14 protein-coding genes and 1 tRNA gene are annotated in these 13,527 nt (G+C 67.1%); 9 read left to right on the top strand and 6 right to left on the bottom strand.

Features of this window, described 5'->3' with window-relative positions; all coding sequences use genetic code 11:
* Positions 1-56 precede the first annotated feature (56 nt).
* From dprA to ruvX, 5 genes are all read right to left on the bottom strand, one after another.
* Positions 57-1,169 carry a DNA-processing protein DprA gene (gene dprA / locus O5K31_RS10810; protein WP_269713608.1) on the bottom strand — a complete coding sequence of 371 codons (1,113 nt, stop codon included), beginning with the start codon at positions 1,167-1,169 and terminating at the stop codon, positions 57-59.
* Entirely contained in the window at positions 1,166-1,801 is a 636-nt protein-coding gene (gene plsY, locus O5K31_RS10805) for a glycerol-3-phosphate 1-O-acyltransferase PlsY (RefSeq protein ID WP_269713607.1), read from the bottom strand. The genes dprA and plsY overlap by 4 nt, the downstream gene beginning before the upstream one ends.
* A gap of 62 nt (positions 1,802-1,863) precedes the next feature.
* Positions 1,864-3,159 (bottom strand): dihydroorotase, encoded by a 1,296-nt coding sequence (pyrC, locus tag O5K31_RS10800; RefSeq protein ID WP_269717047.1) that lies wholly within the window; start codon positions 3,157-3,159, stop codon positions 1,864-1,866.
* A 5-nt stretch (positions 3,160-3,164) separates the two neighbouring features.
* Complete coding sequence (locus tag O5K31_RS10795) at positions 3,165-4,142, bottom strand: aspartate carbamoyltransferase catalytic subunit (RefSeq protein ID WP_269713606.1); 978 nt, start codon at positions 4,140-4,142, stop codon at positions 3,165-3,167.
* A gap of 42 nt (positions 4,143-4,184) precedes the next feature.
* Positions 4,185-4,652: a Holliday junction resolvase RuvX gene (gene ruvX, locus O5K31_RS10790; RefSeq protein ID WP_269713605.1), complete on the bottom strand. Its 468-nt coding sequence runs from the start codon at positions 4,650-4,652 to the stop codon at positions 4,185-4,187.
* A gap of 84 nt (positions 4,653-4,736) precedes the next feature.
* Here ruvX and gatC point away from each other — a divergent pair, with 84 nt between their 5' ends.
* The 3 genes from gatC to gatB are packed head-to-tail and all read left to right on the top strand — an operon-like array spanning position 4,737 to position 7,986.
* Positions 4,737-5,024: an Asp-tRNA(Asn)/Glu-tRNA(Gln) amidotransferase subunit GatC gene (gene gatC / locus O5K31_RS10785; protein WP_269713604.1), complete on the top strand. Its 288-nt coding sequence runs from the start codon at positions 4,737-4,739 to the stop codon at positions 5,022-5,024.
* Positions 5,021-6,493 carry an Asp-tRNA(Asn)/Glu-tRNA(Gln) amidotransferase subunit GatA gene (gatA, locus tag O5K31_RS10780; RefSeq protein WP_269713603.1) on the top strand — a complete coding sequence of 491 codons (1,473 nt, stop codon included), beginning with the start codon at positions 5,021-5,023 and terminating at the stop codon, positions 6,491-6,493. The genes gatC and gatA overlap by 4 nt, the downstream gene beginning before the upstream one ends.
* A 2-nt stretch (positions 6,494-6,495) precedes the next feature.
* Positions 6,496-7,986 (top strand): Asp-tRNA(Asn)/Glu-tRNA(Gln) amidotransferase subunit GatB, encoded by a 1,491-nt coding sequence (gatB, locus tag O5K31_RS10775; protein WP_269713602.1) that lies wholly within the window; start codon positions 6,496-6,498, stop codon positions 7,984-7,986.
* Positions 7,987-8,082: 96 nt separating this feature from the next.
* On the opposite strand, the gene O5K31_RS10770 is transcribed toward gatB, so the two are convergent.
* The gene (locus tag O5K31_RS10770; RefSeq protein ID WP_269713601.1) at positions 8,083-8,577 is read right to left on the bottom strand and encodes an RcnB family protein; all 495 of its coding nucleotides are present in this window, start codon (positions 8,575-8,577) and stop codon (positions 8,083-8,085) included.
* 172 nt (positions 8,578-8,749) lie between these two features.
* Between O5K31_RS10770 and O5K31_RS10765 the strand changes: the two genes are divergently transcribed.
* The 6 genes from O5K31_RS10765 (at position 8,750) to O5K31_RS10740 (ending at position 13,524) form a co-directional block, all read left to right on the top strand.
* Positions 8,750-9,475, top strand: a complete 726-nt coding sequence (locus tag O5K31_RS10765) for a glutathione S-transferase N-terminal domain-containing protein (protein ID WP_269713600.1) — start codon at positions 8,750-8,752, stop codon at positions 9,473-9,475.
* 109 nt (positions 9,476-9,584) lie between these two features.
* Entirely contained in the window at positions 9,585-9,860 is a 276-nt protein-coding gene (locus tag O5K31_RS10760; RefSeq protein ID WP_269713599.1) for a sel1 repeat family protein, read from the top strand.
* A gap of 122 nt (positions 9,861-9,982) precedes the next feature.
* Positions 9,983-10,073: transfer RNA gene (locus O5K31_RS10755), tRNA-Ser, on the top strand.
* A 164-nt stretch (positions 10,074-10,237) separates the two neighbouring features.
* Complete coding sequence (locus tag O5K31_RS10750; protein WP_269713598.1) at positions 10,238-10,660, top strand: RcnB family protein; 423 nt, start codon at positions 10,238-10,240, stop codon at positions 10,658-10,660.
* A gap of 114 nt (positions 10,661-10,774) precedes the next feature.
* A complete protein-coding gene (locus tag O5K31_RS10745; RefSeq protein WP_269713597.1) occupies positions 10,775-12,475 on the top strand; it encodes a copper resistance system multicopper oxidase in 1,701 nt (566 codons plus the stop codon).
* Entirely contained in the window at positions 12,472-13,524 is a 1,053-nt protein-coding gene (locus tag O5K31_RS10740; protein ID WP_269713596.1) for a copper resistance protein B, read from the top strand. Before O5K31_RS10745 ends, O5K31_RS10740 begins: the two co-directional genes overlap by 4 nt.
* The last annotated feature ends 3 nt before the right edge of the window (positions 13,525-13,527 follow it).

The raw sequence follows: 13,527 nt of genomic DNA, 5'->3' as shown, positions 1-13,527 counted from the left end.
ATGGTCGCCGCACTGGAGGCCGCCAGAGTGACGCCGGATACGGATGTCGAGCCGACTTACCGGCGACTGACCATACCTTCAGCCGAAATGGCGGCGCGTCCCGCCAGGACTAGCTCCACCAACGCCGCCAGCACGACCGGTGCGGGTTCGCCAACAGCGCGGATCAATTCATCCCGGGACACCTCCGTGGGGGACAGCATGGCCTCCACCCGGTCGCGCAGCCGGTCGGCGGCGCGGTCCAGAGCCGCCTGATCGCGGGGATGCGCCGCATAAGGAGGCGGCTCGCTTTCCTCCAGGGACCGGACACCTTCCAGGGCGCGCAGGATGTCATCCACGCCCTCACATAGCGCGGCTCCCTGGCGAATCAGGTCGTTGGTCCCCTTGGCGCGGGGATCGAGCGGAGAGCCCGGCACCGCGAACACCTCTCGGCCCTGTTCCGCCGCTAGCCGGGCGGTGATCAGCGAGCCTGACTTCAGCTCCGCCTCGACCACCACCACACCCAGAGACAGGCCGGAGATGATCCGGTTGCGACGGGGAAAGTCCTTGGCTTGAGCCCTCTGGCCCGGCCGGCTTTCGGAGACGATGCAGCCTTCCGCCGCGATGCGGGCGTGCAGATCGGCGTGTTCGGGCGGATAGATGTCGTCGATCCCGCCGCCCAGGACCGCGATCGTGCCGCTGGAGAGCGCGCCTTCATGCGCCGCGCCGTCGATGCCCCGGGCCAGGCCCGAGACCACCACATGCCCCGCCTTGCCCAGATCGACCGCCAGGCCGCGGGCGAAGCGCTGGCCGGCGGCCGAGGCGATCCGCGCGCCGACGATGGCGATGCTCGGCCGGTTGAGCAGGTTCACCTGCCCCAGCGCCCAGATCAGCGGCGGGGGCGGATCGAGCGCCGCAAGATGGCGCGGAAACTCCGGCTCACACGCGGCCAGAAGGCGCGCGCCGAGCTTGTGGCCGGCGGCGAACTCATCTTCGGCCTGCGCCTGGGTCGGTATGGTCAGCGGGTCGATGCGGCCGCCCCGTCGCGCCAGGTCGGGCAGGGCGGCGAGCGCCGCGCTGGCCGAGCCAAAGCGGGTGACGAGCTGTTCGAAGGTGACGGGGCCGACGTTCTCGGTGCGCGACAGGCGCAGCCAGGCGATGCGTTCGCGATCGCTCAACGGCCCCGCCGTCATTCGGCCGGTTTGTCCTTCTTGCCGCCGATCTTGGGCTCCTGGCCCTTCAGCAGTCGGCCGATGTTCTCGTGATGGCGGATGAACACCAGCACCGCCATGAACACCGTCAGGCCGACCATTGGCCAGCCGCTGTCGGTGGCCAGGGCGAAGAGCGGGGCCAGGGCGGTTGCGGTCAGGGCGGCCAGGGACGAGATGCGGAACAGCGCCGCCATGGCCAGCCAGGTCACCGCCGCCAGCACGCCCACGGGCCACGCGGCCGCTAGCAGCACCCCATAGAAGGTCGCCACGCCCTTGCCGCCCTTGAAGCCGAGCCAGACGGGGAACAGGTGGCCCAGGAACGCCGCGCCGCCCGCCAGGGCGATGACCGCGCCGTTGTCATGGCTGATCCAGCGCGCCAGCAAAACCGCCAGCACGCCCTTGCCCGCATCGCCCAGCAGGGTGATGGCGGCCAGATCCTTGCGGCCGGAGCGCAGGACGTTGGTCGCCCCGATATTGCCCGAACCGATATTGCGGATGTCGCCGGCGCCCCCGAGGCGCGTGGCGATCAGGCCGAACGGGATCGAGCCGAGCAGATAGCCGCCGACAAGAACGAGACCGAGGGTGAGCCAGACGGCTCCAGCCAGGGATTCCAACTACGACTCTCCCATAACGATGTTCATCTGAGGGCGGGTGGGGCCCAATTGCAAGGCAGAGCTTATTGCTGCGCCTGATGCACGATGCGCCCTTCGACGACGGTCGTCAGCACGCGTCCTTGCAGCCGCCGCCCGTCGAATGGCGAGTTCTTGGACTTGGACAACAGCTTGTCGGCGTCGATGACCACCGGCGCGTTCAGGTCCGCCAAGACCAGGTCCGCCGGCGCGCCGACCGCCAGCCGCCCGGCCTTCAGACCGATCAGGTCGGCGGGCTTCAGGGTCACCGCCGCGATCAGATCGATCAGCGGGATGCGGCCGTCGTGATGCAGCGACAGCAGCGCCGGCAGCAGGGTCTCCAGACCCACGGCGCCGGGCGCGGCCTCGTCAAAGGGCAGGCGCTTGTCTTCGGCCGGGGCCGGGCTGTGGGCCGAGACCACCACGTCGATCAGGCCCGAGGCCAAGGCCTCGATCAGGGCCTGACGGTCGTCCTCGCCACGCAGGGGCGGATTGACCTTGGCGAAGGTGCGATAGTCGCCGATGTCCAGCTCGTTGAAGGACAGGTGATTGATCGACACGCTGGCCGTGACCTTCACGCCCTTGGCCTTGGCGCGGGCCAGGCTCTCCAGAGCGTCGGCGCAGGTGATCTGGTCCACCAGCAGGCGCGAGCCGGTGGCCTCGGCCAGGGCGAGATCCCGCTCCAGCATGATGCGTTCGGCATAGGGCGAAACCGATGGCAGGCCCATGCGGCCGGCGAACTCGCCGCCGATCGCCGCACCGCCCTTGGCCAGCCACGGATCGACCGGTCGATGCGCCACCAGCAGGTCGAAGGCCTTGGCGTAAGTCAGGATGCGCTGAAAGACCTTGGAATCGACGATCGTGCGGTCAGCGTCGGTGATGTAGACGCAGCCGGCTTCGCTCATCAGGCCCAGCTCGGCCATCCGTTCGCCGCCCAGCCCGACGGTCGCGGCGCCGGCGGGATAGACATGCACCAGCTCCACATCGCGGGCGCGGCGCAGGATGAAATCGACCATGGCCGGGTCGTCCACGGCCGGATCGGTGTCCGGCTGCACGACCATGGAGGTGACGCCCCCAGCCGCGGCGGCGCGGGAGGCGGACTTCAGCGTTTCCTTAGGCTCTGAACCCGGCTCCCCCGTCTTGACCCGCAGGTCCACCAGCCCGGGCGCGAGCATGGCCCCGCCGGCGTCGATCACCTGCGCGTCGTCGGGCAGGGTCAGGGACTCGCCCTTGGCGATCTCCGCGATCAGGCCCTCGCGGACCAGGACCGCGCCAGGACCGTCATATCCGCTCTCGGGATCGACCAGCCGCGCGTTGACGATGGCGAGGGGCTTGGCGTTCACGGCCATCAGGCGTTCTCCAGCCGTGCGGCCAGCGAGGCCAGGACCGCCATGCGCATGGCCACGCCCATCTCCACCTGGTTCTGGATCAGGCTGACTTCCGGATCGTCGGCGACCTCGGAATCGATCTCCACGCCTCGGTTCATCGGCCCGGGGTGCATGACCCGCACGCCGGGGGCGGCGAAGGCCAGCTTTTCGCGATCCAGGCCCCAGAAGCGGAAATACTCGCGGGTCGAGGGGACCAGCGCCCCCTGCATCCGCTCCAGCTGCAGGCGCAGCATCATCACCACGTCGGCGCCCGCGATCCCCTTGCGGAAGTCATGATGCACCTCGGCGCCCCATCGGTCCGCGGCGGACGGCATCAGGGTCGGCGGGCCCACCAGACGCACATGGGCGCCCAGCGTATTGAGAAGAGCCACGTTCGAACGGGCTACCCGGCTGTGCAGGATGTCGCCGCAAATCGCCACCGTCAGGCCCGACACCCGGCCAAAGGCGCGGCGGATGGACAGGGCGTCGAGCAGGGCCTGGGTCGGATGCTCATGCTGACCGTCGCCGGCGTTGATGACGCTGCAACCGACCTTCTGCGACAGCAATGACGCCGCGCCCGACGAGCCGTGCCGCACCACCAGCAGGTCCGGCCGCATGGCGTTGAGGGTCACGGCGGTGTCGATCAGGGTCTCGCCCTTGGCCACCGACGAGGTCTTTGGGTTCATATTGACCACGTCCGCGCCCAGGCGTTTGCCGGCCAGCTCGAAGGAGCTTTGCGTACGGGTCGAGTTCTCGAAGAACAGGTTCATCAGCGTCCGACCCTTGAGCAGGTCGAGCGTCTTGTTGGTCTGGCGATTGAGGGCCACGAACTCGTCGGCCAGGTCCAGCAGTTGCGCCGCCTGGGGGGCGTTCAGGTCGCCGGCCGACAACAGATGACGGCTGTGGAAGGGGAACATGCGATCACTGATCGCTTCGATGCCTTGCGCGCTCGCCGTCATGAGCCCGCCTTCTAGGCGGGTTCGGCCCGAAATCCAAGCGGGCTAGATGGTCCGCAGCCGCTCCAGCGCCCCCTGCAGGATCCAGACGGCGGCCAGCTTGTCGACCACCTCGCCGCGGCGCTTGCGGGTGATGTCATGCTCGTCGATCAGCATGCGGTTGATGGCCATGGTCGACATCCGCTCGTCCCAGAAGGCGATCGGCAAGTCGCGAAAGCGGAACAGGTTGCGCGCGAAGGCGCGGTTGGACTGGCAGCGCGTCCCCTCGGTCCCGTCCATGTTCACCGGCAGGCCGATGACGATTCCCGCAGCGCTTCGCCCGTCCATGATCTTGAACAGGGCCTTAGCGTCGTCGGTGAACTTGCCCTTGGGCAGGGTCACCAAGGGGCTGGCCACGGTGCGGGTGGCGTCGCTCACGGCCACGCCGATGGTCTTTTCTCCCAGGTCCAGGCCGATGATCGGCGCGTGGGCGGGCAGGGCGGCGGGCAGGTCAATAAGGTCCAGAACGGGCATGGCTTTGTAATAGCGGCATCCGTGCGGCTTGAAACCCATCGCTTCGGCGAGTAACCCCTGCCGTTCGAATTCAAGGAGAGGCCCATGGCCATTGACGCCGCGACCGTCCGCAAGGTCGCCCGGCTCGCCCGCATCGCCGAACCGGAAGACCGGATCGAGCCGCTCGCCCAGGAGTTGAACGGCATCATGCAGTGGATCGAGCAGTTGGCTGAAGTCGACACCGACGGTGTCGAGCCCATGACCTCTGTGGTGGCCCAGGCCCTGCCGCTGCGCGCCGACATCGTCACCGACGGCGGCGACGCCTCCGTCGTGACCAAGAATGCTCCGAAGTCCGTGGACGGCTTCTTCGTCGTCCCGAAGGTGGTGGAATGACCGCGCTTACCTCCCTGACTCTCAAGGCCGCCCTCGACGGTCTGAAGGCCAAGCAATTCTCGGCCGTCGAGCTGACCAAGGCGCACATCGCCGCCGTCGAGGCCGCGCGTCCCCTGAACGCCTTCGTGCTGGAGACGCCGGATCTGGCGCTCGCCTCGGCTGAACAGTCCGACGCTCGCCTGGCCAAGGGAGAGGCCGGCGCCCTTGAAGGCGCGCCGCTGGGCATCAAGGACCTGTTCTGCACCAAGGACGTGCGGGCCACCGCCTGTTCGAAGATCCTGGGCGAGTTCAAGCCGCCGTACGAGAGCACGGTGACGTCCAACCTGTGGCGCGACGGCGCGCTCATGCTGGGCAAGCTGAACATGGACGAGTTCGCCATGGGCTCGTCCAACGAGACCAGCGCCTTTGGCCCGGTGACCAATCCCTGGCGTTCGTCCGCCTCGAACAAGGCCCTGACCCCTGGCGGTTCGTCGGGTGGTTCGGCCGCCTCGGTGGCCGCCGATCTGTGCCTGGGCGCCACGGCGACCGACACCGGCGGCTCGATCCGTCAGCCGGCCGCCTTCACCGGCACGGTCGGCATCAAGCCGACCTATGGCCGTTGCTCGCGCTGGGGCGTCGTCGCCTTCGCCAGCTCGCTGGATCAGGCCGGCCCGATCGCCAAGACGGTCGAGGACGCCGCCATCCTGCTGAAGTCCATGTCGGGCCATGACCCCAAGGACTCCACCAGCCTCGACATCGAGGTGCCTGACTTCGCCAGCTTTGTCGGCAAGTCGGTCAAGGGCCTGCGCATCGGCGTGCCGAAAGAGTATCGCGTCGACGGCATGCCGGCCGAGATCGAGAGGCTCTGGCAGGACGGCATCAACTGGCTGAAGGAAGCCGGCTGCGAGATCGTCGAGGTCTCGCTGCCGCACACCAAATACGCCCTGCCGGCCTATTACATCGTGGCCCCGGCCGAAGCTTCCTCGAACCTCGCCCGCTATGACGGCATGCGCTACGGCCTGCGGGCCGAGGGCGGCAACCTGACCGAGGTCTACGAGAACAGCCGCGCCCAGGGCTTTGGCCAGGAAGTGAAGCGCCGGATCATGATCGGCACCTATGTGCTGAGCGCCGGCTATTACGACGCCTACTACCTCAAGGCCCAGAAGGTCCGCCGGCGCATCGCCGACGACTTTGAACAGGCCTGGGAAAAGTGCGACGCCCTGCTGACCCCGACGGCTCCGTCGGCGGCCTTCGGCCTGGGCGAGAACAGCAACGATCCGATCGCCATGTACCTGAACGACGTCTTCACGGTGACCACGAATCTGGCCGGCCTGCCGTCCATGAGCGTTCCGGCCGGCCTGGACGTCAACGGACTGCCGCTGGGCCTGCAGATCATCGGCCGTCCTCTGGACGAGGACACGGTGTTCAGCGTCGGCGGCGCGATCGAAAAGGCGGCAGGCTTCACGGCCAAAGCCGAGCGGTGGTGGTAGCGATGACGGAAACCTTCACACTCAAGGGCCGCACCGGCGACTGGGAGATCGTTCTCGGTCTCGAGGTCCACGCCCAGGTGGCGTCCAACTCCAAGCTGTTCAGCGGCGCGGCCGTCGGCTTCGGCGCGGGTCCCAACGAGCAGGTCTCGCTCGTCGACGCCGCCATGCCCGGCATGCTGCCTGTGCTCAACAAGTACTGCGTGGAACAGGCGGTCCGCACGGGCCTGGGCCTGAAGGCGCAGATCAATCTGAAGAGCCGCTTCGACCGCAAGAACTACTTCTATCCCGACCTGCCGCAGGGCTATCAGATCAGCCAGTTCCAGCACCCGATCGTGGGTGAGGGCGAAGTGACCGTCGATCGCATCGACGGCACCAGCTTTTCGGTGCGCATCGAGCGCCTGCACCTGGAGCAGGACGCCGGCAAGTCGATCCACGACCTGGACCCCAAGGCGACCTTCGTCGACCTGAACCGCGCCGGCACGGCCCTGATGGAGATCGTCAGCAAGCCGGACATGCGCTCGCCGGAAGACGCCGCCGCCTACGTCAAGAAGCTGCGCGCGATCCTGGTCACGCTGGGCACCTGCGACGGCGACATGGAGAAGGGCAACCTGCGCGCCGACGTGAACGTCTCGGTCTGCCGTCCCGGCGACTACGAGAAGTTCCGCGAGACCGGCAGCTTCAGCCATCTGGGCACGCGCTGCGAGATCAAGAACGTCAACAGCTACCGCTTCATCCAGCAGGCCATCAACTACGAGGCCCGCCGCCAGATCGAGATCCTGGAGGACGGCGGCAAGATCGACCAGGAGACCCGCCTGTTCGATCCGACCAAGAACGAGACCCGGTCCATGCGCTCGAAAGAAGAGGCGCATGACTATCGGTATTTCCCCGATCCGGACCTGCTGCCGCTGGAAATCGATCCGGCCTGGGTGAAAGAGATCGAAGCCGGCCTGCCCGAACTGCCCGACGCCAAGAAGGCCCGGCTGATGGGCGACTACGGCCTGTCGGCCTATGACGCCTCGGTCCTGACCTCGGACGGCGACGTGGCGGCCTTCTTCGAGGAAGCCGCCAAGGGCCGCGACGCCAAGCTGGTCGCCAACTGGACCCTGAACGACCTGATGGGCCGTCTGGGCAAGGACGGGCTCGAGATCACCGCCTCGCCGATCAGCGCGGCGGACATCGGCGCCCTGGTCGCCCTGATCGAGGACGGCACCATCTCGGGCAAGATCGCCCGGACGGTGTTCGACCACATGTGGGCGGGCGAGGGGGCTCCGGCCGCTATCGTCGAGAAGCACGGCCTGGTTCAGATCACCGACACCGGCCCGATCGAAGCCGCCGTGGACGCCCTGATCGCCGCCAACCCCGACAAGGCCGCGGCCGTGAAGGAAAAGCCCCAGGCCATCGGCTGGTTCGTGGGCCAGGTGATGAAGGAGACCGGCGGCAAGGCCAATCCGGCCGCCGTCAACGACATCCTGAAGGCCAAACTAGGCCTCTAGGCTTCGTCGCATCGCTGAAAAGCAGAACGCCCCGGAGAGCGATCTCCGGGGCGTTTGTGGTTGGATAATTCAGCTACGGCTTTGCGGTGACTTCGACTACCGGGTGATGATGTCGAAGATCAGGCCCGAAGCGACGGCGGCCAGCAGGTAGTCGTCGCCAGCGCGGTACCAGTAGTAGCCCCGCGGTGGCGGACGCAGGCCATAGCGGCCATAGTCGTAGATGCGGTGCTCGCGGTAGTACGGCGGCAGGTAGCCGCCCGGACGCCAGGACGAATAGCCGACGCTGAAGCCGGGGCGGCCGTAATAGGCCGACGGGGGCGGGCCGTAGTACCAGCGGTTGTTCCAGTAGTAGCCGTTGTGGCGGGCGCGGTCCCAACGTCCGCTGGACCTGTACCCGTCGCGATAGCCGCGGCTGTAATTGCGGCGGTCGTCACGGTATTCGCGGCGGTCGTGGCGATAGTCCCGACGGTCGTCGCGGCGCTCATAGCGGTCGCGGCGGCCCCAATCCTGGGCGGCGGCTTCCGAAGCCGTCGCGGCGATCGGACCGATCACGGCCGCAGCGGCGGCGAGGGTCAGCAGCAAACGTTTCATCGATGACCTCTCCTTGTTGGTCGCGGCGCCTTGAGGGGCGGCCGCTCATTCGATGAAGCCAAGATGACAAGCGCCGCCTGAACCCCACCTGAACATGATCGTCAGCAACAGGGCTTGCAGCAGAACGCCCTATCGCCATGTTGGAACAGCACAACAAAAGGGAAGCGCGCACATGGCTGGCGAGATCGAGCTCCACTACTGGCCCACCCCCAATGGCTGGAAGGTCAGCATCGCCCTGGAGGAGATGGGGCTGCCATACCGCATGGTCCCGGTGAACATTGGCAAAGGCGAACAGTTCGAACCCGGCTTCCAGGCCATCAGCCCCAATGGCCGCATGCCCGCCATCGTCGATCCCGACGGCTCTGACGGTCAGCCGATCTCGATCTTCGAGTCTGGCGCCATCCTGCAGTACCTGGCCCGCAAGAGCGGCCAATTCTATGGCGCGAACGCCCGCGACCAGGTCGAGATCGATCAATGGCTGTTCTGGCAGGTCGGCGGCCTGGGCCCCATGGCCGGCCAGACCCATCATTTCCGCCAGTACGCCCCGGCCATGATCCGCGACCAGCGTCAGGTGGCCTACGGCGCCATCCGCTACACCAACGAAACGCATCGCCTGTATGGCGTGCTGAACAAGCGTCTGGCGGATCGTGACTTCATCGCGGGCGACTACTCCATCGCCGACATGGCGTCCTGGCCCTGGGTCGTGCCCTGGAAGAACCAGGGCATCCAGATCGAGGAGTTTCCGCATCTGAAGGCGTGGTTCGAGCGGGTGGGCGAGCGCGCGGCCGTCCAGACCGGCTTCAAGCTGGGCAATGAGCTTCGCAACGCCGCCCTCGCCAACGCCGGCAAAGCCGGTGATCAGGCCCGCAGCGTCCTGTTCGGCCAGCGAGCGCGCTAGATTCATGACGGTTTAGGGTGTTCCGCGGTTAACCCTATCTTCAGCGACACTCGTCTTTGCTGAGTCTGACGGAGGCCAGAACGGCGTCCGCGCACAGGGGACGACGATCATGCTGGCAAGCATGGACAGGGAAATGGAAGGCGGAATTCCGCTGCCGACCGCGGAATCCAGCGGGGACGAGCTGTTCCGCATGGGGCTGCTCTACTCGACGGGCCAGGGCGGCGCGCCACTCGACTACGTTTCGGCGCACATGCTGTTCAATCTGGCCGCCATGCGCGGCTCGATGGAAGCCAAGATCTACCGCAAGGAGCTGAGCGCCGAGATGGACACCGACGAGGTGGCCGAGGCTCAGCGCGCCGCGCGCGAGTGGCTGGCGCGGGGCTGATCCCGCCGCCCGCCGATGATTGAAGCCGCCCCGGCGACGCCTTTGTCGGGGATCGGCGTATTTTCGTGTTCTCGTCGTTGCAACGCCGTCGCGAACACGCTATCCGAACCATCCCCAAGCGGGGAGACGTGGCCGAGTGGCTGAAGGCACCGCTTTGCTAAAGCGACATACCTCTAAAGGGTATCGAGGGTTCGAATCCCTCCGTCTCCGCCAGCCTTTGGGCGCACCCATCTGAAATCATCAGGTATCAACGTCGTCACTATCGACGTTGAGTGGACGCGCGTCCGAAATTTCCCGGTGAACGCCAGGTGAACGGCGACCCCCGATCCCGTTCAGACGTCTGGGCTTATCAATGGTCTCCTCAAAAGGAGCTACCCATGAAAAAGGCCCTTCTCATCGCCGCCGCTGTCGCCACGACCTTCGTCGCGAGCGCGGCCTCGGCTCAGCCCTACGGCGGCGGACGTGGTCCTTACGGGGACCTGGATCGTGACGGTCGCCCCAACTACGCCGAGCGTGGCTACGACCGCGACCGTGACGGGCGTCCCGATCACCGCGATCGCTTCGACAATCGCCGTGGCGGCTATTCGCCCTATCGCTATCAACGCGGTCAGCGCTTCGCCCACTATCGGAGCCACGACTATCGGATCAACGACTATGGTCGTTACGGTTACGCCCGTCCGCCCCGGGGTTACGGCTACTACCGCACCGACAGCGGCGACGTGGTGATGGCGGCCCTGGCCACCGGAATCATCGCCTCGATCATCGCCAGCAACAACAACAACCGCTACGACTACCGCTAAAACCTGGGGAGCGTCGCTTGCGCGGCGCTCCCTTCTCGCCATGTGTAGCCACGCCGGCCGGTTCTCTCCGAGCGGAGAGTCGGGTAGGGCGTTGGGACGGCGAGGAAGACAAGTATGCGTACAGACCTGAGCATTGGCCGTCGCGGCCTGCTGCGCGCCGCGGCGGCTTTCGCGGGCGTCGGCGCCTCGGGTCTGCTCCCTGCCTGGGCTCGCGCCGCGTCGTCAGACCGTCCGGCCGGCCTTTCCGGCGAAGACATCAAGCTCACCATTGGCCACGCGACGGTGAAGATCGACGGGCGCACCGGCCATGCCGTAACCACCAACGGCACGGTCCCCGGCCCCCTGATCCGCCTGCGCGAAGGCCAGAACGTCCGCATCGCGGTGACCAACACCCTGGATGAGGACACTTCCATCCACTGGCACGGCCTGCTGGTGCCGTTCCAGATGGACGGCGTGCCGGGCGTCAGCTTCCCCGGGATCAAGCCCGGCGAGACCTTCGTCTACGAATTCCCGATCATCCAGTCGGGCACCTACTGGTACCACAGCCATTCCGGCCTGCAGGAGCTGGAGGGCCACTACGGGCCGATCATCATCGACCCCAAGGGCGACGAGCCGGCACCCTATGACCGCGAGCACGTGGTGGTGTTGTCGGACTACAGCTTCCTGCATCCGCACAAGGTGCTGCAGAAGCTCAAGCAGCAGGCGGGCGTGTTCAATCAGCAGAAGCAGACTGTCGCTGGCCTGCTCGCAGGCAAGGACCAGTCGCTGAAGGAGCGCGTGGAATGGTCCGGCATGCGCATGGACCCCACCGATATCCTTGACGTCACCGGGTCGATCTACAGTTTCCTGATCAACGGCCATGGCCCGAAGGACAACTGGACCGGCCTGTTCCAGCCGGGCGAGCGCGTGCGCCTGCGCTTTATCAACGCCGCCTCCATGACCGTCTTCAACGTCCGTATCCCGGGCCTGAAGCTCAGCGTGGTCCAGGCCGACGGCGAGGCGGTGCGCCCGGTGGCCGTGGACGAATTCCAGATATCTCCCGCCGAGACCTACGACATCATCGTCCAGCCGACCGACGACCGCGCCTATACCCTGGTGGCGGAGGCGGCAGACCGTTCCGGCATGGCGCGCGGCACGCTCGCGCCCCGCGTCGGGATGACCGCCGCCGTGCCGCCTCTGCGCCAGCGTCCGGTGCTAGGCATGAAAGACATGGGCATGGACGGCGGCGCGGCCCACGCCGGCATGGACCACAGCGGCATGTCGATGCGCGATCCCGCCAACGCCCCCCAGGTGAAGATGGGCCCCGGCGTGCAGATGATCTCGCCCATGCCGATGGATCGGACGGGCGAGCCCGGCGTCGGCTTGGCGGACGTCGGTCACAGGGTGCTGGTCTATACCGACCTCGCCGCCCTGCAGCCCAATCCTGATCCCAGGCCGCCGTCGCGGACGATGCAGATTCACCTGACCGGCAACATGGAACGGTTCATGTGGGGCTTCGACGGCAAGAAGTTCAGCGAGCTGACCAAGCCCATCGCCTTCACCCAGGACGAGCGTGTGCGGGTGACTCTGGTCAACGACACCATGATGTCCCACCCGATCCACCTGCACGGGCACTTCTTCGAGGTGGTGACGGGCAATTCCGGCCATCATCCGCGCAAGCATACGGTCACCGTCCAGCCGGGCGGCAAGGTCAGCTTCGACCTGACCGCCGACGCGCCGGGTGACTGGGCCTTCCACTGCCACATGCTGCTGCACATGCATGCCGGGATGTTCAACGTGGTGACGGTCCGGCCGGCGGCGGGAGCCCAGGGATGAAGCATCTGCTCCTGCTCACCGCCTTTATCGCCGAGCCGGTCATGGCCCAGAGCGATCCGCACGCCGGTCACGTGATGACCCCGGCGCCGGTGGCGCCTGCGGAACCGCATGCGGGTCACAGCGATGTCGGCCACGACGCGCCGCCCTGGGCCGCCTCCGACCCCCATGCCGGGCACGACATGTCCGAACCGGCCCAGCCGGCTCCGGATCCTCACGCCGGGCACGACATGGGCTCGCCGCCCGCCGACCCTCACGCTGGACACTCGATGCCGGCGGCTGATCCCCACGCCGCCCATATGATTGCGCCGCCGCCTGCGACCGAGCCAGCGCCGCCGCCACCGACCGACTTCGCCGCCGAGCGCTTCTATGATCCCAAGGTGATGGCCGCCGCCCGCGCCCAGCTTCGGCGAGAGCATGGCGACGTGCGCTGGACCAGGGTCATGCTGGAGACCGCCGAGTATCGACCGGCGAGCGGCCAGGACGGCTATGGCTGGGAGGGGCAGGCCTCGTTCGGCGGCGACATCAACCGCTTCGTGGTTACGTCGGAAGGCGAGGGGGCCGGCGATGAACTGGAGAGCGCCGAGATCCAGGCGCTCTATTCGCGCGCCATCGGCCCGTACTTCAACCTTCAGGCCGGCGTCCGGCACGACTTCGAACCCGGGCCGTCGTTGAGCTACGCCACCATCGGCGTCGACGGCCTCGCACCCTACTGGTTCGAGGTGAGCGGCGCCCTGTTCCTGTCCGAGGACGGCGACCTGTCGGCGCGGCTGGAAGGCTCTTACGACCTTCGCCTGACCCAGAAGCTGATCCTGGAGCCGCGCGCCGAACTCGACATCGCCGCCCAGGACGTTTCGCGCCTCAACATCGGCTCGGGCCTCTCCAGCGGCGAGTTCGGCCTTCGCCTTCGCTACGCCTTCCGGCCGGAGATCGCGCCCTATGTCGGGGTGCTGCACGAACGCAAGTTCGGCGACACCGCAGACCTGGCGCGGGCCCATGGCGAGGACGCCCGATCAACACGCATGGTGATCGGGCTTCGCGCCTGGTTCTAAGCG

It is taken from the genome of Caulobacter sp. NIBR2454, assembly GCF_027474405.1.
Classification (GTDB): domain Bacteria; phylum Pseudomonadota; class Alphaproteobacteria; order Caulobacterales; family Caulobacteraceae; genus Caulobacter.
The sequence above is the reverse complement of the archived record's forward strand: the minus strand, read 5'-3'. Positions and strand labels throughout refer to the sequence as shown.

Bases quoted from the DNA above. Each gene is read 5' to 3' on its own strand.
- dprA (WP_269713608.1), bottom strand. From the start codon at position 1,169: ATGACGGCGGGGCCGTTGAGCGATCGCGAACGCATCGCCTGGCTGCGC.
- O5K31_RS10795 (WP_269713606.1), bottom strand. From the start codon at position 4,142: ATGACGGCGAGCGCGCAAGGCATCGAAGCGATCAGTGATCGCATGTTC.
- ruvX (WP_269713605.1), bottom strand. From the start codon at position 4,652: ATGCCCGTTCTGGACCTTATTGACCTGCCCGCCGCCCTGCCCGCCCAC.
- gatC (WP_269713604.1), top strand. From the start codon at position 4,737: ATGGCCATTGACGCCGCGACCGTCCGCAAGGTCGCCCGGCTCGCCCGC.
- gatA (WP_269713603.1), top strand. From the start codon at position 5,021: ATGACCGCGCTTACCTCCCTGACTCTCAAGGCCGCCCTCGACGGTCTG.
- gatB (WP_269713602.1), top strand. From the start codon at position 6,496: ATGACGGAAACCTTCACACTCAAGGGCCGCACCGGCGACTGGGAGATC.
- O5K31_RS10770 (WP_269713601.1), bottom strand. From the start codon at position 8,577: ATGAAACGTTTGCTGCTGACCCTCGCCGCCGCTGCGGCCGTGATCGGT.
- O5K31_RS10765 (WP_269713600.1), top strand. From the start codon at position 8,750: ATGGCTGGCGAGATCGAGCTCCACTACTGGCCCACCCCCAATGGCTGG.
- O5K31_RS10760 (WP_269713599.1), top strand. From the start codon at position 9,585: ATGCTGGCAAGCATGGACAGGGAAATGGAAGGCGGAATTCCGCTGCCG.
- O5K31_RS10750 (WP_269713598.1), top strand. From the start codon at position 10,238: ATGAAAAAGGCCCTTCTCATCGCCGCCGCTGTCGCCACGACCTTCGTC.
- O5K31_RS10745 (WP_269713597.1), top strand. From the start codon at position 10,775: ATGCGTACAGACCTGAGCATTGGCCGTCGCGGCCTGCTGCGCGCCGCG.
- O5K31_RS10740 (WP_269713596.1), top strand. From the start codon at position 12,472: ATGAAGCATCTGCTCCTGCTCACCGCCTTTATCGCCGAGCCGGTCATG.